Here is a 20,113-nt window from a genome sequence, read left to right on the forward strand (position 1 = left end):
AAATAAATAATCCGAACTCTGCGAAAGTGGCAACACCAGCGGCGCCAGTGGTTACACAAGCCAAAGCAGCAGAACCAACGACTAAACCAAGTGTTTTAAAGCCAGTCATACGTCCTAATCTGACGAATAACGTTACACCTGTTGCGGCTACAGCTGTGGCAGAGACACCTGTAACGCCAACACCTGTGATTCCTGTTGCAGCACAGCAGGTATTGAAACCAACTGCACCAACGCCTACTGTGTTAAGACCTGCCGCTCCACCTACATCAGTGGTTAGTCAGCAAGTTTCAGCACCTGTACCACCTCCAGTAGTTCCTGTTTATCAGCAGCCTGTTGCGTATACACCGCCAGCACCTGTCGCTTATCAAGCAGTACAACAAGGACTGCAAGATATTGGTTTTGAGCGCGGTAGTGCAGGTGAGGGACAAGTTGTACTGAATTTAAAAACAGCAGATACACCAGTAGATGTACAACAGCAAGGTAGCAAAGTTGTGGTGCGTTTCCTCGGTAACAAAATTCCATCGCATTTGGTGCGCCGTTTAAACGTTAATGATTTTGCCACGCCAGTCTCTACAGTAGACGCTTATAATGATAAGTCGAATGGTGTAATTTCCATTCAGTCGAGTGGTAGCTTTGAATATATGGCTTATCAAACAGATGGTAAGTTAACGATCAGTCTAAAACGCCCAGAAGAGAAAAAAGGCTTAAGCAGCCAAAATCGTACACCGAAATATACAGGTAATAAGATTTCTCTCGACTTCCAAGACATTGAAGTGCGCCGCGTATTACAATTGTTGGCTGATTTTACCGGCATTAATATGGTGACTTCGGATTCAGTTCAAGGGAATATTACATTACGCTTAAAAGATGTGCCTTGGGATCAAGCGCTTGATATTGTAATGAAAACCAAGAACTTGGATAAGCGTCGCAACGGAAACGTGATTTGGATTGCACCTGTTCCAGAATTGATTAAAGCCGAAGAAGAAGAGGCGAAAGCCATTGCACAAAGTGTGAAATTAGCACCATTACAAACCGAATATATTCAATTGAGCTATGCCAAAGTTGAAGATATTGAAAAGTTGATTACTGAAGGTCGTAACAGTCGTTCATCTAATGGTAATAATACAAACTCAACAACTGACCCATTGGGGGACAGTGTCGGGTCATTATTAAGTCCACGTGGTACAGTTTCAATTGATCCACGTACCAATACATTGATTATTAACGATACAGTTCAAAAAATTGATCAAATTCGCAAGATGATTGATTTACTGGATGTTTCTGTAAAACAAGTCATGATCGAAGCTCGTATTGTACGCGCGACAACAGATTTCACAAAAGAAATGGGTGTGAAATGGGGTGTAGTATCGAAAGGTGTTGCAACCAATAATGATCTTTTGGTTGGTGGTAGTGATCAAACGCTGTGGGATTTAAAATCACCAAGTGAGGATGGTCGTTATAATATTCAACGTCCTGATAACTTAAATGTGGATTTAGGTGTGGCTGGGGCTGCAGGTAAAATTGCATTTGGTTTAATCAATATGTCTGATTTTATGCTGGACCTTGAGTTGTCGGCACTACAAGCTGATGGCTACGGTGAAGTTATTTCTACCCCAAAAGTTCTCACTGCTGATAAGCAACAAGCGAAAGTTGCTTCAGGTCAGGAAATCCCTTACCAAACCACTGAAACTGCAGGTGGTGCTGCAACGGCGACGACTTCCTTTAAAGAAGCGTTGTTAAGCTTAGAGGTAACACCAAGTATTACGCCTGATGGTAAAATTCAAATGAAATTGAACATTACCAGTGATTCACCAGCAGGTTATGCACAGAATGGGGAAATCATTTTGAACAAAAATCAAATTGATACCAATGTGCTTGTGAACAACGGTGAAACTGTGGTGCTAGGTGGTATTTTCGAGCAAGAAACGATTTTTAACCAAACCAAGGTGCCTTTCTTTGGTGATATTCCTGCTGTTGGTCGTCTATTCCGTAAAGACAGTAAAACAGAGAATAAGCGTGAGTTATTAATCTTTGTGACACCAAGAATTGTTAATGACAGGCAAACTAGAAACAATTAATATAGTTTCAATGAAAGCAATTCAATAGGTGACTCCTTGCCAAGCAAAGAGTTTGAAACCCTACCGAATATTTATTTGGTAGGGCCCATGGGAGCTGGTAAAACAACCGTTGGTCGACATCTTGCAGATTTACTTCATCGAGAGTTTCTTGATAGTGATCATGAGATAGAAAGAAAAACTGGGGCGACCATCCCATGGATTTTTGAGAAAGAGGGTGAACAGGGATTCAGACATCGTGAATCACTGGTAATTGATGATTTAACATCAAAACAAAATTTAGTTGTTGCGACGGGTGGCGGTGCAGTTACTCAGTCGATTAATCGATCTTATCTAAAAGATCGAGGTATTGTGATTTATCTTTATACTCCCGTAGAAATACAACTTCAAAGAACCTACCGTGATAAAAATCGACCTTTATTACAAGTCGAAAATCCTGAACAGAAATTACGTGAATTATTGAATATTCGTGATCCGCTGTATCGTGAAGTTGCACATCATATTATTGAAACGAATCAAGGTGCTGCGCGTGATTTGGCACAACGTATTCTTAATGTGATTGTCGCAAAAGAATTGAATTAAATTTGTTTTATTGGCTTATAACATCATGCAAACCTTATTCGTTGAACTCGGTGAACGCCGTTATCCTATTTTCATTGGTAGTGATTTAGATCCGCAACAATTACTTGAACCCTATATTCATGGGCAACAGGTCATGATTGTCACCAATGAAACGGTTAAACCGTTGTATTTAAATCACTATGTATCAGCTGTGGAAGGTTTAGGTAAAAAAGTTGAGACATGTGTTCTACCTGATGGTGAATGTTATAAAAATATTGAACATTTGAATTTAATTTTTGATGCCTTGCTTGAGGCAGGATTTAACCGAGATTGTACAGTGCTTGCCTTGGGTGGAGGGGTGATTGGTGACATGGCTGGATTTGCATCAGCTTGTTTCCAACGCGGAGTGTATTTTATTCAAGTCCCGACTACGCTGCTATCGCAAGTCGATTCGAGCGTTGGCGGTAAAACTGGAATCAACCACTCATTAGGCAAAAACATGATTGGCGCATTCCAGCAGCCACAGGTCGTACTTGCGGATATGGCGCAACTTAAAACATTGCCTGAGCGTGAGTTATCAGCAGGTTTGGCTGAAGTCATTAAGTATGCCCTATTAGGAGATGTTGATTTTCTTGCATGGCTTGAGGAAAACATGGATGGTCTGGTTGCACAACATCCAGAATTACTTGCTGAAGCAGTGTACCGCTCTTGTGCACATAAAGCGCGAATTGTGGCCAATGACGAGAAAGAACAGGGTGAGCGTGCATTACTGAATTTAGGTCATACCTTTGGACATGCGATTGAATCTTATCTGGGATATGGTGAGTGGTTACATGGTGAGGCTGTGGCGACGGGAATGGTGATGGCGGCAGATTTATCTTATTTAATGGGGTGGATCACAGAAGCTGACCTTGAACGTACAAAAATTATCATTCAACGTGCGAAATTACCGATAAAATGTCCTCAAATTCCACTTGATGAATTTTTGGCATATATGTCTCATGACAAAAAAGTCCTGAATGGTCAATTACGTTTAGTGCTCTTGAAGTCGCTAGGGCAAGCAGTAATTACCAAAGAGTTTGATGTGGAATTAATGAAACAAGCGATTTTACGTAATCAAGCATAATCTTAGGTTTTCTCATGACGGTACGCCACTCATCCCCACGCACAGCGCAACAATATATTTGGTTGATCGGTGGCATACTGTTTTTAGTCGCATCTTTTGTATTCTGGATTTTGACTGATAGCAAAGAGTTGGTTACTCAGTCTAAGCAAATTGAAGAAACTCAAGTCCAGATTCAACCTGAAAAGGTGGCAGCAACAAATTATTTGGGCGGGCTGACTGATCAAGTGCGACCTTTGGAATTAACTGCGCGTAAAGTGGCTTCAGGAAACCATTTGCCTGAATTTAGAGGCACAAAGTTTATTCAAGACAATAAAAATAATTATTTTATCGAACTATTTCGCGTTACCAATGAAGATGTAATTAAAAGTTTTCTTAATAAGCAAACTGATCGTAAACCATACATTTATTTTCGTTTGAGTGGTGAGGATCAAGTTGAACAGTACATTTTGGGTTATGGGCTGTTTATGGGGGAAGGTGCTGCCAAGACAACTTTAAATGGATTGGATTTAAAGTTACCACCTTCTGTAGCGCCTAAAGTTGCTGGCTTTAATCAGTTTGTGGGTCAAGTCAATGACATGGGTTCTGAAGAACTAACAACTGCAAAATTATACGAAATTAAATTACGACCTGCAGCGGTACCATTGATTGATGAGTCATTGCTGGTTCGTCCTAAGCCAACCCCTGTGGTTGATCCTGCTAAGGCAACAACCAATGTGACTATTACAAGAAAAGATCAGTCAGGAAATGTGGTTGATGTGAGACGTTCGCAATCGAATGTTGACCCTATTTCGAGCGATAATTCAAAGAATAATACGGATAAGCGGAATCAAGAGGCTCAAATTAGTGATCCATTTAATTAAAATGTTATAAAATGGCGCAAAATTAAACGAAAGCATAATAAATTTGCACATCATTGGTGCGATAAAGTGGTTCTAATTTGGTGCCTTTTCGGTTAATAATGACAAAATAATTGAAATAAAACGCTTGCACGGAATAAATAAATATTGGCATAGATTTTGCTTTATTGGTGCACTGATTAAGTAAATTGTCCCTATTTTGGAGCGAAGACCTTAATTTAGTGTGCGATTTAGTCAAATTGATCTGCTTTAAATGAGTGCAAATCGTCTCGTACATTTGTGAAATTAAATCAGAAAAGACGTTCAATAACGAAAGACATACAGAATCATGTCTTTGTTTTATAAAGAAATCGTATTTGAAGAATAGATAAGTTTTGCCCAATGAGGGCCATGTTGATGAAGGGTACGCTATGCACATGCCATCGCCTAATACTGTAGCTCCCGCTAAAGGTCTATACCAACCGGATGAGTTTAAAGATAACTGTGGTTTCGGATTAATCGCCCATATGCAAGGTGATGCGAGTCATGACTTGGTCAAGACCGCGATTCATAGTTTAAGTTGTATGACGCACCGCGGTGGTATTGCTGCAGATGGTAAGACGGGTGATGGATGTGGTCTACTGTTGGCTATGCCTAAGCAATTCTTCCGTGAAGAAGCAAAACGTTTAAGTGATATTACACTCAGTGAAATTTTTGCAGTAGGTACAGTTTTTCTTAGCCTAGATCCTGCAATTGCTGCACATGCAAAACAAGTGCTGACTAAAGAAATTGAATCAGAAGGTTTGCGTGTAATTGCATGGCGCTTAGTGCCAACCAATAATGAAGCATTAGGCTCAATTGCGATGCAGTCTTTGCCAGCATTTGAACAAGTAATTGTTAACTGTCCAATGGGTGTTGAAGAAGTTGAGTTTAACCGTAAGTTATTCTTGGCTCGACGTCGTGCTGAACAAAAATTAAGTCAAGATAGTTCATTCTACGTTACAACACTTTGTTCAACTGTGATCTCTTATAAAGGCTTAATGATGCCTGAAGCGATTGCAGATTTTTATACAGATTTGGCTGATCCACGTTTGGAATCACACATTGTAGTGTTCCATCAGCGTTTCTCAACCAATACATTGCCACGTTGGCCATTGGCACAACCTTTCCGTTACTTAGCGCACAATGGTGAAATTAATACCATTACAGCAAACCGTAACTGGGCGATGGCACGTACACCAAAGTTTGAAAACCCGCTCTTACCTGGTTTAACTGAGCTCAACCCAATCGTAAACCGTACTGGCTCTGACTCTTCAAGTTTAGACAACATGCTCGAGATCTTGGTTGGTGGAGGTATGGATTTATTCCGTGCACTACGCATGCTCGTTCCACCAGCATGGCAAAACGTTGAAACTTTAGATGCTGATTTACGTGCATTCTATGAGTTCAACTCTAAACATATGGAAGCATGGGACGGGCCAGCAGGTCTTGTGATTCAAGATGGTCGTCATGCGATTTGTATGCTTGACCGTAATGGCTTACGTCCTGCACGTTGGGTAATTACTAAAAATGGTTACATCACACTTGCATCAGAAATTGGTGTCTGGGGTTATGAACCAGAAGATGTGGTCTCTAAAGGTCGTGTTGGACCAGGTCAGATCTTAGTCATTGACACTTTCACTGGTAAATTGCTGGATACTAAAGACGTCAGTAATCATCTGAAAAAAATGCGTCCTTATCGTCAATGGTTGCGTGAAAATTCAGTGCGTATCCAAGGCAGCCCTGAGTTAGAAGAATATCTATGTGATCAAGGCTTAAAAGGCGATGCTTTAAAAGCAGCGCAAAAAATGTTTATGGTGACATTTGAAGAGCGAGATCAGTTATTACGTCCAATCGCTGAAAGTGGTCAAGAAGCAGTAGGTTCGATGGGCGATGATACGCCGATGGCAGTATTGTCTCGTCAAGTACGCCATGTAACAGATTACTTCCGTCAACAGTTTGCTCAAGTAACTAACCCACCAATCGATCCATTACGTGAATCGATCGTAATGTCTTTAGAAACATGTTTGGGTCGTGAACAAAATGTATTTGAACAAGGTCCAGAGCATGCGGATCGATTAATTATTTCAAGTCCTGTACTGTCAAACTCTAAAATGCATCAAATTCGCACTTTAGGTCGTAAGGGCTATGAGATTACAGATATTGATCTAAACTATGCAGAGACTGAAGGTCTAGAAGCCGCGATTACACGTATTTGTGAAGAAGCAGCGCAAGCAATTCGTGATGGCAAAACCCTATTGGTGATTTCCGATAAGAAAATCCGTGAAGGGTTCTTACCAGCCAATGCAGCGATGGTAACGGGTGCTATCCACCATTACCTCATCCATGCAGGTTTACGTACAGATGCAAACATTATTGTTGAAACAGCTTTAGCGCGTGATCCACACCAGTTTGCCGTAATGCTTGGCTTTGGCGCAACAGCAATTTACCCATATCTTGCATATGACGTCATTAATGATTTAATTGCGAAAGGTGAGTTGTTAGGTGATCCGATTCATGCACAAGCGAATTTCCGTAAAGGGATTGAAAAAGGATTGCTGAAAGTCCTTTCAAAAATGGGTATTTCGACTGTTGCTTCATATCGTGGTGGGCAGTTATTTGAAGCTGTCGGTTTATCTGAAGAAGTTGTTAATAAATGCTTCACAGGTGTTCCAAGCCGTATTAAAGGTGCTACTTTTGTTGATCTTGAAAATGATTTGAAAAAATTAGCAGAAACCGCTTGGAAATCACGTAAGCCAATTGAGCAAGGTGGTTTGCTGAAATTTGTATTTGATAAGGAATATCACGCTTTTAATCCTGATGTAATTAATGCTCTACATAAATCTGTACGTTCTGGGAAATATGAAGATTTCAAAGAATATGCTGAGCTTGTAAATAATCGTCCAGTGGCAACCATTCGTGATTTATTTAAACTCAAAACAGAAAATTCAATTCCACTGGATCAAGTTGAATCTGTAGAAGCGATTCTTCCGCGTTTTGACTCTGCAGGGATGTCTTTAGGGGCATTATCACCAGAAGCACATGAAGCGATTGCCATTGCAATGAATACAATTGGTGGTCGTTCGAACTCAGGTGAGGGTGGTGAAGATCCAGCGCGTTACGGCACAATCCGGAACTCAAAAATCAAACAAATCGCATCAGGTCGTTTTGGTGTAACGCCTGCTTACTTAACTTCTGCAGAAGTACTGCAAATTAAAGTGGCACAAGGTGCAAAACCGGGTGAAGGTGGTCAGTTGCCAGGTGGTAAAGTGAATGGCTTAATTGCACGTTTACGCTATTCTGTACCGGGTGTGACATTAATTTCTCCACCACCGCACCACGATATTTATTCAATCGAAGATTTATCGCAGTTAATTTTTGATTTAAAACAAGTTAACCCTCAAGCGATGGTCTCTGTAAAACTGGTATCTGAGCCAGGTGTGGGTACGATTGCTGCGGGTGTTGCAAAAGCCTATGCTGACTTTATTACCATCTCTGGTTATGACGGTGGTACAGCAGCATCGCCATTGTCTTCGATTCATCATGCGGGTTCGCCATGGGAGCTTGGTCTTTCTGAAGCGCATCAAGCCCTTCGTGTAAATGATTTGCGTGGTAAAGTTCGCGTTCAAACGGATGGTGGTTTAAAAACGGGTCTAGATGTCGTGAAAGCAGCTATTTTAGGTGCGGAAAGCTTCGGTTTTGGTTCTACACCAATGATTGCGTTGGGTTGTAAATACCTCCGTATCTGCCACTTAAATAACTGTGCGACTGGTGTAGCGACTCAGCAAGATCATTTGCGTCAAGAGCACTATATCGGTGAACCACAAATGCTCATTAACTTCTTCACCTTTATTGCTGAAGAAACACGTGAGTGGTTGGCTGCATTAGGTGTATCAAGTTTGAAAGACTTGATTGGTCGTACCGATTTACTAGAAATGCTACCTGGTGAAACAGATAAGCATGCTCACCTAGATTTAAGTGCTTTACTTGAATCACATCCAGCTGCTGAAGGCAAAGCTCAATATTGCGAAGTCGAAGGAAATGCACCATTTGATAAAGGTGTTTTGGCTGAGTCTATGATCGCAGAAATATTGCCTGCGATTGAAGCTGGTACAGGTGGTGAATACAGTTTTAGCATTGGTAACTGTGACCGTTCTATTGGGGCACGTGTTTCAGGTGAGATCGCTCGTCGCTATGGTAACTTAAGTATGGAAGCACACCCTGTTAAAGTGAATTTGACAGGTACTGCTGGACAATCACTTGGTGTATGGAATGCGGGTGGCCTGCATATCAAGCTTGAGGGTGATGCGAATGACTATGTGGGTAAAGGTATGGCGGGTGGTCGTATCTCAATTTTCCCACCGAAGGGTTCTCCATTCCAAACACAAGAAACAGCGATCATTGGTAACACATGTTTATATGGTGCAACAGGCGGTAAATTATTTGCTGCAGGTACAGCTGGTGAACGTTTTGCTGTTCGTAACTCAGGTGCGTTCGCGGTGATTGAGGGTGCTGGAGATCACTGTTGTGAATACATGACAGGTGGTATTGTGACGGTACTGGGTAAAGTTGGTCATAACTTCGGTGCAGGTATGACAGGTGGTTTTGCTTATGTACTTGATTTAGATAATGACTTTGTTGATCATTATAACCACGAGTTGATCGAGCTTAATCGTATTTCGACCGAATCAATGGAAGAACATAAAGAGTTCTTAAGCCGCATTTTAGATGAGCATATTAAGGAAACTGGTAGTGCTTGGGCGTACAAGATCCGTAACGAGTTTGATTTCTACAGCCGTAAATTCTGGTTGGTGAAACCAAAAGCTGCAAACTTGCAGACTTTATTAAAAACAACTCAAGCTGATCCTCAATAATTCCACTACTGCAGATATATAGGCAGATGCAGCTGAACTAACAATAGACTGCATTTACCCACGGAGAGAGACATGGCAGAACGCCTTAATAATGACTTTCAATTCCTGGATGTCGCACGCCAAGATCCAGAGAAAAAAGATCTCAACGTCCGCAAAGCTGAGTTTGTGGAAATTTATAAACCCTTTACAGCTGAAGTTGCGAAAAACCAAACACATCGCTGTTTAGGTTGTGGTAACCCTTACTGTGAATGGAAATGTCCAGTACATAACTATATTCCAAACTGGTTAAAACTGATTGCTGAAGGTCGTATTTTTCAAGCAGCAGAGCTTTGCCACCAAACCAATACTCTACCGGAGGTGTGTGGTCGAGTTTGTCCTCAAGACCGTTTGTGTGAAGGTGCATGTACACTAAATGATGGGTTTGGTGCGGTGACCATTGGAAATGCTGAAAAGTATATTAATGATACGGCATTTGCATTAGGCTGGCGTCCTGACATGTCTCATGTCAAATGGACAGATAAAAAAGTCGCGATTATTGGTGCAGGCCCTGCAGGTCTAGGTTGTGCGGACATTTTGGTGCGCAATGGTGTTAAACCTGTCGTATTTGATAAGCGCCCAGAAATTGGTGGTTTGCTGACCTTTGGTATTCCTGAATTTAAGATGGAAAAGGACGTGATGAAACGTCGTCGTGAAATCTTTACAGGCATGGGGATTGAATTCCGTTTAAATACAGAAATTGGCACAGACATCACTATTGATCAATTGCTTGCTGATTTTGACGCTGTCTTCATGGGTATGGGAACATACACATACATGAAAGGTGGTTTCGCAGGTGAAGATTTGGAAGGTGTTTATGATGCGCTTGATTTCTTAATTGCCAATGTGAATCGTTGCCAAGGTTGGGAGAAAGATCCTTCAGAATTTATCAGTGTGGAAGGTAAGAAAGTTATTGTACTCGGTGGCGGTGATACTGCTATGGACTGTAACCGTACTTCAATCCGCCAAGGTGCAACATCTGTCACTTGTGCATACCGCCGCGATGAAGAAAACATGCCAGGTTCACGCCGTGAAGTTAAAAATGCGCGAGAAGAAGGTGTTGAATTTCAGTTCAATCGTCAGCCGATCGAAATCGTGGGTGAGAATGGAAAGGTCACAGGTGTTAAATTTGTGACGACTCAACTCAGTGAGCCTGATAGTCGTGGTCGTCGCAGTCCTGAACCGATCCCAGGTTCAGAGGAAATCTTACCTGCTGATGCAGTGCTGTTGGCCTTTGGTTTCCGTACAAGCCCTGCAGAATGGTTTAATGATGTAAGTATTAATTTAGATGGTTCAGGTCGTGTCGTTGCTCCTGAGCATCAACAATACAAGTTCCAAACTTCTAATCCGAAAATCTTTGCCGGTGGAGATATGGTGCGTGGTTCTGACTTGGTCGTAACTGCGATTTGGGAAGGACGTCAGGCTGCTGAAGGTATTTTAGATTATCTTGATGTTTAAACGAAAACATGCCTTACAAAAAATCCTACTTCGGTAGGATTTTTCATTTATATGCATGACTTGTTTGACAATCTCTTGTTGAATATTCAAAAGTATCCAATTCAAGAACTATCTTAAGAATCATGTAATTAAATTAAAAAAGAGAATGGAGTTGTAATTTAATTTGCGACTTTATTGGCAAAAAATATAATTTATTTGTCTGTGTGGTTATTTTTGCAATATTAAATCTGATTTATTCTGACAGTATGAATAAGAAATGCTATATCCATATAGGCTCTAAAATGACAACTACACAAATCGCCAAAGATAAATCTTATTTAAATCGTCCAAAAGCGATTGGGATTACCGTACGACGTTTAAATTATAATCCTAAAGCCATACGACGCCATTTTTTCGCGAATTCTCCTGTCATGTCACACTTGTTAACGGCACTTTCTTCTACCTTTCCAATTGGTGAACAATTCTTTGTTCATAGTGTTCGTAATGTACGAGATAAAGTGAAAGATGAAAAATTACAAGCGCAGATTGCAGCATTTATTGGTCAAGAAGCGATGCATTCAAAAGCACATGCGGAATTTAATGACGCTTGGCGCCGTGATGATTATCAACTTGACAACTTTCAAGCATGGTTAGCGCGACGCGATGAATTTATTCGTACTACCCATCCAAAATTGCAGTTAGCAATTACCTGTGCTTTTGAGCATTTTACAGCGTTATTGGGTGGTTATATTCTTCGTCATCCTGAAGTCCTGTCGACCTTAGATGAAGATGCAACTAAGCTTTGGGTGTGGCATGCTATTGAAGAAATTGAACATCGAGCAGTTGCATTTGATGTCTATCAAGCGGTATACAAAGATACCAAAGTGCGCCGCAATATTATGCGTAGCGTAACCACAGGTTTCGCGAGTCTTACATTTTATTCAGCGACTCGATTATTTTGGCAAGATCGTCGAAAAAGCTTACCGAAGGTCAGTGGAAACTTATATGGTATTTACCTGATTTCTAAAATGATGATCGAGCTAATTCCAGAATATTTATCATATTACAAAGAAGATTTTCATCCTTCTGAAATTGACTATACGGATATCGTGAATCATTGGAAGGCAAAATTAGCTGAAGAATATCAAGTGGAAGGCTTCCAAGAGCATCCCCAACCTGTACTATATAGCTAACAAAAAAAACCTAGCGAAAGCTAGGTTTTTTTATTACTTAGATGAGTCTTGATTAAACTGACGCATTCTTCTTTGGCGCTGCCAAGGGAGAGGGCGGTCTAGTGCTTCGGGGACATCGCCTGATGTAGAGCGTAAACGTAAATGTAATGCAGCTTGTGCAATTAAATTTGCCGATACAGGCGCCGTAATAAAGGCAAGTAATGTAATCAGTAGTTCAGCAAACCCAAAGCGACTATGAAAAGCTGAATAAATCATAGCTGCTATTAAAAAACTACCTAAGCCTAGTGTGCTCGACTTTGTAGGGGCATGCAGACGCATGAACAGATCGGGTAACTTTACGATTCCAATTCCACCTACAAGGGTAAAGAAGGCACCCGTAAGAAGGAAGAATGAAACTAAGATTTCCATGATGAGCTGAGTATTCATATTGTTCTCCTAGTCCACCACATGGCCTGTCGTAAAATAACGAGCCAATGCTGCTGTGGATACGAATCCAAGCATTGCCACCAACAATGCACCTTCGAACAATGAAGTACTTGCCCAAAAAATTCCAAGTACCACGACCAAGCAGGTTGCATTCAGAAATAAAGTATCTAGTGCGAGTAGTCGATCTACCATAGAAGGACCAATGACTAAACGTATTAAGCAGAGCAGCATTGAAATCGTAATTCCAATCAAACTAATTCCCAATGCATAAAGTAAGATCGTCATGCTGAATCTCCTTGTTTCACATGGAAAATCGCCATAAGTGGTACTTCATAGCGTTGTTTGATTTCCAAAATATCAGCTTCGGGATCATCTGAGTTAATTGAATGAACCAAAATGTCACCGCGTTCTTGGTCGATTCCAGCACTTACTGTGCCAGGTGTAGTCGTAATGATCATTGCCAATAAGCTGTTGACCTGATCATGATCAGTATCTAATGGAACACGATACCACTTGGGATGAAGACGGTCAGTTGGTCCAAGCACTTGCTTAGCGACACGGATATTACTGATGATAATGTCCCAAAGTACGACCAAAATTAATTTGCACGCTAAATCCCAATGAATATTGGGTGTGCGAACGATAAAAGGTTGTACCAATTTTGGGATGACTAAACCAATCACAATGGCAACTAAAATATCAAAAAACTGAGCGCTTTGTGCCAGCATTAGCCAACTTATTCCCACAATCACAGAAACAAAAGGATGCGGGAAAACTCGATCGAGTAGAGAACTTTGTTGTTTCATTTATTGCTCCATCGGTTGAAGTTTAGATTGAACTTCTTCAGGCTGAAGCTGATTCAATTCTTGCTCTTTAATTTGACGTTGCTTGTACTCAGATATATGTTCTCCTTCGAGTGCCTTCTCGCTTACGATATGTGGAATATAATGCGCATTTTGGTCTGCAGATTCCCCGCCATATTTTGTTTCTGGCAGATAATTTGGATCAAATGGTTGCACACTAATCACTTTGCCTTGTTCATCTTTTTTCAGGACAGCTGCAATATATTGCTCAGAATCATTCAGTTGGACTGCGGTATATTGAATATACTGAGTAATTGGATTTGCGAAAGCTACATAAGCAATAAGGCCAATCAGGAAAATATAAATCGTGGTGTGATTACGAGGTGGTGCCTGATTTGGTAATTTTTGATATTCCAAATATGCTTCTTCTTTAGGATTGTTTTCAGGAGTTGTAGAACGCCAGAAAATGACAAATCCTAAGCGCGTAAAAGCAATGATACTAAGCAAGCTCACAATCAGAATGACAATAATAATGAGCAATTGATAGCTAGATACAGAGGCCGCTTGAAGGATAAATACTTTTCCAAAGAATCCACTGAAGGGTGGAAGCCCTGCCATCATGAGTGCAATAATGAAGAAGCAAATCGAAACTAGCGTCTGCTGTTTCATGATTGGTGCGATTTTTAGATGATCTTTGAATGCACCACGCTGCGAAGTAATCCAACCGCATAGCAAGTAGAATGCAGCGGCAATAATCGTACTATGCACGAGGTAATATAGCGCTGCAGCCCAAGCATCTGCAGTCATCAGAGAAAGGGCGATTGCAATCGTTCCTATAGACGATAGGATCATGAAACCAACAAAACGACGCATTCGCTCTGCACCAATCGCTCCAATTACACCATAAATAGTCGTAATTAAACCAATTGGAAGCAGCCAAGTGCTGAGAATTTCTCGCGAAAGCTCATCGGTGAATACGGTTCCATTCACACGTAAAATGGCATAGATACCCACTTTGGTCATGATGGTGAATAATGCGGCTACAGGGGTCGTGGCGACGGCATAAGTTTTAGGTAGCCATAGTCCGACAGGGAGGATTGCAGCCTTGATACCAAAGACTACAAACAGCATTAATCCGCCTGCAACTGCCATATTGTACTGATCACCTTCAAGTGTACGTACAATTCGACCCACATCAGCCATATTCAGGCTACCAGTATTACCATAAATCATCCCTAAGCCAATCAAAAAGAATGCAGACGCTAATAGGTTGATCGTTACATAGTGAATACCAAGTTGGAAACGTGCTTTGCCTTGACCATGTAGAAGCAATACATATGAAGCCATCAACAGCACTTCAAAGAAAACAAACAAGTTAAATAAGTCGCCTGTTAGAAATGCACCACATAATCCCATGAGTAAAAAATGGCTCATTGCATGGAAATAGCGTCCACGTTCATCCCATTCTTTACTTGCAAACCAAATAATTGGTGTCGCAAGAGCATAGGTGAGCACGAGCATAAAGGCTGCCAAACGATCTAGTACAAGTACAATGCCAAAAGGAGCTGACCACTCGCTTAAACTATAAACATAGATCTGACCAGAGTTCGCCTGAATTAAGTAAATGATTGCAGTCGCTAAACCAAGAAAAACCGATGTTAAACTGATTCCACGACGCCAAGGTTGACGCCAGTCATGCGCTAAAGATCCTGAACCTGGATTACCCAATAGCACTAAAATAAATGCAGTAAATGTCGGAATTAAAATACTTAAAATTGGCGAGTGGGTGAGCCATAAATCATAAAAATTCATCATTAAGGCTCATCCTCTCTTGGGTCTGTATTGATTATTTCTTCTTTAGAGTCAACATGATCAGTACCCGATTCATAACGACTTCTCAATGCTAGTTGCACGATAAAAGCAGTTGTGGCAAAACCGATTACAATTGCCGTTAATACAAGTGCTTGAGGTAATGGATCTGTAACTTGAGTGGCATTGGTTAAAATCGCAGGTGAATTTAATTGAATCCGGCCCATTGCGAAGAGAAATAAATTGACTGCATACCCTATCATGGCCAAGCCTAGTACCACAGGGAAAGTGCGGGCACGTAAAATCAGATAAATACCAGTGGCAACCAATAATCCAATAGCGGAGGCGAGTAAAAATTCTAAACTAATCATTCTTTACTCCTTCGGTACAGGGCCGGTGATGCTTGAGTTGCGTGAGTCGCCTAAAACGGAAATCATGAGCATTGTTGCACCAACGACTGTGACATAGACACCAACATCAAATGCTGCAGCAGATGGCAAATGCATTTTTCCGAGAATGATCGGCTCTACATAAATATGAGCACTGGTCAGGAATGGTCGACCCCAGAACCACGCAGCGACCCCAGTCAGACCAGCAATAGTTAAGCCAGTACCAATCCAAATTTCATAAAGACGCCCAGACTTTGCTCGTAAGAGTTGTTCAGTGTGATCTTGACCTAGTGCAATGTACTGAATCACAAGCGCCATTGATGTAATGAGACCTGCGATAAAGCCACCCCCTGGAAGATTATGTCCGCGTAAGAAAATATATAAGCTGACGACTAAGGCAATCGGAAGGACCCAAGATGCGGTCATTCGGAACATCAACGGTGATGGATTAAAGCGATAGGTTAAGCCTTGTGTAATGGTCGTACCATGAGCACGCATTCCATCCATTAAACACAGTGTCCCAATCGCAGCAATACCCAGTACTGTGATTTCACCAAAGGTATCAAATCCACGGAAATCGACTAAAATTACGTTCACAATATTTGAACCACCACCGAGCGGTAGAGATTGTTGAACAAAGAACCATGAGATTGAATTGTGATCACGCGTTAGAATCATCCAAGTGATCCAACCGATTCCTAGGCCTCCGATGATTGCAATCACCGCATCTCTCCAACGACGAGTGCGTGAAGATTCATAAGGCGTAAGTTGTGGTAAGAGGGACAGACTCATCAGAAGTAAAACAGTTGTGACAACATCGACTGTGATTTGTGTGAGTGCCAGGTCTGGTGCTGACATCGTAACAAAGACCATCGTCACGACAAGACCGATTGCTCCACTGATAAGAACGGCTTTAATGCGTTCATGGTGAAACCAAAGCATCATCCAGCACGCTGAAAACAGTAATAACCAAAGCACGATTGCAACCAATGGTGCATGCGTCAGTTCGCGTGTACCTGCATAAATACCTTGACCAATGAGAGGCATGGAGACTAAAACAACAGCAAAAATTAATATCCACAATAAATAGTTTTGTAGAGAACCTGTTTCTGTTGCTCTTTTTAATTTTCGCGAATTTAAGAGCAAATGTTTGAGAAAGAGATCAAACAGGACTTTACCTTGAAGTTTGCCAAGTATTGGATCAAGGTCAATGTCACGAATTCTACTGTTCTTCGCAAGACTAAAATAAAAAATAATACCGCCAATCAATGCAATCGCACTCATCAATAAAGGCACATTAAAGCCATGCCAGATTGCTAGATGTACGCCTTTAAAAGCTGGAAGGTTGGTGCTTGCTCGTGCACCAGCATTGACGATATCGCCTACTAAGAGCGCTGGTAATAGACCCACTGCAATACATAATGTAGCTAATAAAATTGCAGGTGCACGCATACCAATTGGTGGTTCATGCGCATCTTTATTTGGAATCGCTTTGCCTAAATCACCATCAAAAAATACGCCATGAACTAAACGAACAGAATACGCGACAGCAAACAGACCTGCGAGTGTTGCAATAATTGCTGCGAAGATACCTACACCACCCGAGAGATTCGCTAATAGTTCAGTAAAGAACATTTCTTTGGATAAGAATCCATTGGTCAGTGGTACACCAGCCATTGAGGCTGCTGTGATCATGGTTAAAGTCGCTGTAAATGGAAGTAACTGCCATACCCCACTGAGTTTTCGTAAATCACGTGTACCTGTTTCATGGTCGATAATACCAGCGATCATGAATAATGCTGCTTTAAAGGTCGCATGGTTAATGATATGAAAAATAGCTGCAGCCACAGCGAGTGGTGAACCAATCCCAAATAAGCAAACGATCAAGCCTAAATGACTAATGGTGGAGTAGGCAAGCAAACCTTTCAGATCTTCCTTAAAAATGGCAAAGAACGCGGCCATACATAAGGTAAATAAACCAATGAATGTGACGAGGTTATGATACAAAGCAGAACCAACAAAGATCGGCATTAAGCGCGCCAGTAAGAAAATTCCGGCTTTCACCATTGTCGCTGAATGCAAATAAGCTGACACGGGTGTTGGGGCAGCCATTGCATTTGGCAACCAAAAATGGAAAGGAAATTGAGCACTTTTGGTGAATGCACCTAAAAGAATAAGGAGCAAGGCTGGCACAAATAAATGACTCGATTGAATCTGCGTCGTCATATTGAGGATTTGATCAATTTGATATGTGCCAGTAATTTGACCTAAGAGAATAAAACCACCGAGCATAGCTAAACCACCCATACCCGTGATGGTTAAGGCCATTCTTGAGCCACGCTGTGCTGCTTCGTAGTTACTCCAATAACCCACTAAAAGGAATGACGAAATACTGGTCATTTCCCAAAAGACAAGAAGAATAAGTAAATTATTGGAAAGTGAAATGCCGAGCATGGCGGCCATGAACAGCATCAGTAAGAAATATAGCTTACTTAGAGAGTTTTTATGATTTAAATAATAATAAGCATAAATATAAATGAGCGTCCCAATCCCTGTAATAAGGAGGGAGAAGATCAAGCCTAATGCATCAAGTCTAAAGCTTAAGTCGATACCAAACTGTGGTAACCATGACCAATGTTCAGAGATGACTTGACCTTGAAAGACGTCTTTGGCTTGAGTCAGCAACAAGATAAAACTTGTTAAGCTGACTCCAATTGCCCCTAATGCTGTCGCCCCGCGAGAGATTTTTTGCAGCCAGAGGACAAGAAAAGTGCCAAGTATTAATGGTAACAATATAATAATCGGTAGCACACTCGTATCCATAGAGTTGTAGGCCGGAACCTATGATGAGTTTTATCTTTCAAAAGCTTGAGGATGGCAAAGAGTCATCCAACTACTTAAACTTTGAAAGCCGAACGAATTTTAAAAACAAAAACAAGTTGTGTTGCGCAACTTGGAAAGCTAATGCAAAGAAATAGACACTTTTTGATTAAAAAATGAATGAGTAGATTTTATTACATGTATAAAATTACATCAAACTTTTTAGCTACACAATTCAGAATTATAGCGAAAAAAAGCTTAAATTTCTGTTTAAATTGAGTGAGTCATACCCGATTAATTCATCTATTTCCAATCAATTAGGGTAAGGAAATACTCGATAAGTCACCAGCTTGGAGATACTCAATGAAGCGCTGTTTTTCTGACGCTGATAAATTTTTGAAGTGTTCAAACAAACGCAAGCCATCAAGCGTATCAGTAGTTCGATTCACTTCAGAGATTTGGCCATCTTGTAAATCATTAGCCATGAGTTGAGCAAATAGTTCATCATATTGTTCCCTGATTTGGTTTTGTTCTATTTCAACAACTTTTCGATTTTCTAATTTAAAATGTTGTAGATCTACGTCATTGTTTAAAATCAATTCAGAGCATGCAGATGCGATAATTTGAATTTGTGGGAATGCTTCATGCAAACGGCTGAGTACGTTTTGCACAAAATCTTCATCCACTTGAGCATCAATATTGTCAATTAATAGAATGCCTTCACCATCAAGGCATGGGTCAATACTATGAGGATTCAGGAGACAAAGTCGTCTGACAATATCACCTACTAAACACAACCATTGACGATACGAATTAGATAATTGCGAAAAAGGAATTTCTTGACCATTTTGTACCAGCATCAATTGGATCTTGGGCGTGTATTCAATATAAATGTCACTGATCGACGGGAATAATGTCTGGATGGCTTTCTTGAGTGCTTTGAGTGATGGTAGTTGCATCTCTGCTTCAAGATTCAATAATTTTGCAACTAAATCCTCTTGGTCATGATGAGAGGATAATTTTTGATTGGTTTGAATTTTTTGAAAAACTTGTGCTAATCGTGCATTTTCGATGTCACTAATTTCACGAAACCATTCGAAGAACCGAGCAAATGTTGTATAAGGTAGTGCTGCAAGTTCGTAGGCTGCATGTGTTTGTAATACAGCAGGATTATTTTTGCTTAGCAAATTCACTTCGTTGATAAAGCGATCAGAAGGATAGTAGGCCACCATAGGCATGCCTTGAGCAGGATCTTGTTTGATCGCTTGTTGATAAAGATGAACGAGTGATTCTAATTGAGTCGTTAGCGCTTTACTATGACCTACACCTTTGCTGGTTAATGTTTTATAGAGTTGCCATTCGCACAAACCCTCTTCATTGTTTTGCACGGTCGCAGCCTGTTCAATAGATCCAATATCCGTGGGATATTGAACACAAATATCTATTTTGGCTTGAATGTGTTTGTGCTTAATATCCGAATCAAGCATGACTACACCAGCAGTTCTTAAATCTTTGGCACGTGCAGCAAACCACGTTAAAGCTTGATAAATATTTTTAATTATCGCAGTTTTACCAGAGGCCTGATCACCTAAAATAATAGATATTGGTCGTTGAGTTGGATCAAATTTAATTTTTATATCTGAAAAATGATAACAGTGACGTAACTGAATAGATTGAACTTTCATATTT

The 20,113-nt window shown here is 40.8% G+C and carries 13 protein-coding genes and 1 pseudogene; 7 read left to right on the forward strand and 7 right to left on the reverse strand.

Annotated features, from left to right (window positions below):
- Positions 1 to 347: 347 nt before the first annotated feature.
- From AC1M9J_RS07645 to AC1M9J_RS07675, 7 genes and pseudogenes are all read left to right on the forward strand, one after another.
- Positions 348 to 2,078: pseudogene (locus tag AC1M9J_RS07645) on the forward strand (type IV pilus secretin PilQ); the annotation flags it as partial.
- Positions 2,079 to 2,114: 36 nt separating this feature from the next.
- Positions 2,115 to 2,657: a shikimate kinase AroK gene (gene aroK, locus AC1M9J_RS07650; protein WP_035263975.1), complete on the forward strand. Its 543-nt coding sequence runs from the start codon at positions 2,115 to 2,117 to the stop codon at positions 2,655 to 2,657.
- Between the two features lie 25 nt (positions 2,658 to 2,682).
- Positions 2,683 to 3,762, forward strand: coding sequence for a 3-dehydroquinate synthase (gene aroB / locus AC1M9J_RS07655; RefSeq protein WP_035263978.1), 1,080 nt, complete (start codon positions 2,683 to 2,685; stop codon positions 3,760 to 3,762).
- Between the two features lie 14 nt (positions 3,763 to 3,776).
- On the forward strand, positions 3,777 to 4,622 hold the full coding sequence (locus AC1M9J_RS07660; RefSeq protein WP_481596119.1) for a hypothetical protein: 846 nt from the start codon (positions 3,777 to 3,779) through the stop codon (positions 4,620 to 4,622).
- Positions 4,623 to 5,035: 413 nt separating this feature from the next.
- Positions 5,036 to 9,511 carry a glutamate synthase large subunit gene (gltB, locus tag AC1M9J_RS07665; RefSeq protein WP_481610872.1) on the forward strand — a complete coding sequence of 1,492 codons (4,476 nt, stop codon included), beginning with the start codon at positions 5,036 to 5,038 and terminating at the stop codon, positions 9,509 to 9,511.
- Positions 9,512 to 9,583: 72 nt separating this feature from the next.
- On the forward strand, positions 9,584 to 11,005 hold the full coding sequence (locus AC1M9J_RS07670) for an FAD-dependent oxidoreductase (RefSeq protein WP_481952107.1): 1,422 nt from the start codon (positions 9,584 to 9,586) through the stop codon (positions 11,003 to 11,005).
- A gap of 281 nt (positions 11,006 to 11,286) precedes the next feature.
- Entirely contained in the window at positions 11,287 to 12,177 is an 891-nt protein-coding gene (locus AC1M9J_RS07675) for a metal-dependent hydrolase (RefSeq protein WP_481589148.1), read from the forward strand.
- 33 nt (positions 12,178 to 12,210) lie between these two features.
- Here AC1M9J_RS07675 and AC1M9J_RS07680 read toward each other — a convergent pair whose 3' ends face one another.
- The 7 genes from AC1M9J_RS07680 to AC1M9J_RS07710 all read right to left on the reverse strand — a co-directional run bounded on the left by AC1M9J_RS07680 (position 12,211) and on the right by AC1M9J_RS07710 (position 20,109).
- Positions 12,211 to 12,603, reverse strand: coding sequence for a Na+/H+ antiporter subunit G (locus tag AC1M9J_RS07680; RefSeq protein WP_481596121.1), 393 nt, complete (start codon positions 12,601 to 12,603; stop codon positions 12,211 to 12,213).
- A gap of 9 nt (positions 12,604 to 12,612) precedes the next feature.
- Positions 12,613 to 12,888 (reverse strand): monovalent cation/H+ antiporter subunit F, encoded by a 276-nt coding sequence (locus tag AC1M9J_RS07685; protein ID WP_481596122.1) that lies wholly within the window; start codon positions 12,886 to 12,888, stop codon positions 12,613 to 12,615.
- A complete protein-coding gene (locus AC1M9J_RS07690) occupies positions 12,885 to 13,409 on the reverse strand; it encodes a Na+/H+ antiporter subunit E (RefSeq protein WP_481596123.1) in 525 nt (174 codons plus the stop codon). The genes AC1M9J_RS07685 and AC1M9J_RS07690 overlap by 4 nt, the downstream gene beginning before the upstream one ends.
- Complete coding sequence (locus AC1M9J_RS07695; RefSeq protein ID WP_481596124.1) at positions 13,410 to 15,221, reverse strand: monovalent cation/H+ antiporter subunit D; 1,812 nt, start codon at positions 15,219 to 15,221, stop codon at positions 13,410 to 13,412. It abuts the gene before it with no gap.
- On the reverse strand, positions 15,221 to 15,586 hold the full coding sequence (locus AC1M9J_RS07700; protein ID WP_092767259.1) for a Na+/H+ antiporter subunit C: 366 nt from the start codon (positions 15,584 to 15,586) through the stop codon (positions 15,221 to 15,223). The genes AC1M9J_RS07695 and AC1M9J_RS07700 overlap by 1 nt, the downstream gene beginning before the upstream one ends.
- Before the next feature lie 3 nt (positions 15,587 to 15,589).
- The gene (locus AC1M9J_RS07705) at positions 15,590 to 18,427 is read right to left on the reverse strand and encodes a monovalent cation/H+ antiporter subunit A (RefSeq protein ID WP_481952108.1); all 2,838 of its coding nucleotides are present in this window, start codon (positions 18,425 to 18,427) and stop codon (positions 15,590 to 15,592) included.
- A 314-nt stretch (positions 18,428 to 18,741) separates the two neighbouring features.
- Positions 18,742 to 20,109: an ATP-binding protein gene (locus tag AC1M9J_RS07710; RefSeq protein WP_481591464.1), complete on the reverse strand. Its 1,368-nt coding sequence runs from the start codon at positions 20,107 to 20,109 to the stop codon at positions 18,742 to 18,744.
- Between the last annotated feature and the right edge of the window lie 4 nt (positions 20,110 to 20,113).

This window comes from Acinetobacter sp. ANC_7588 (genome assembly GCF_056783995.1).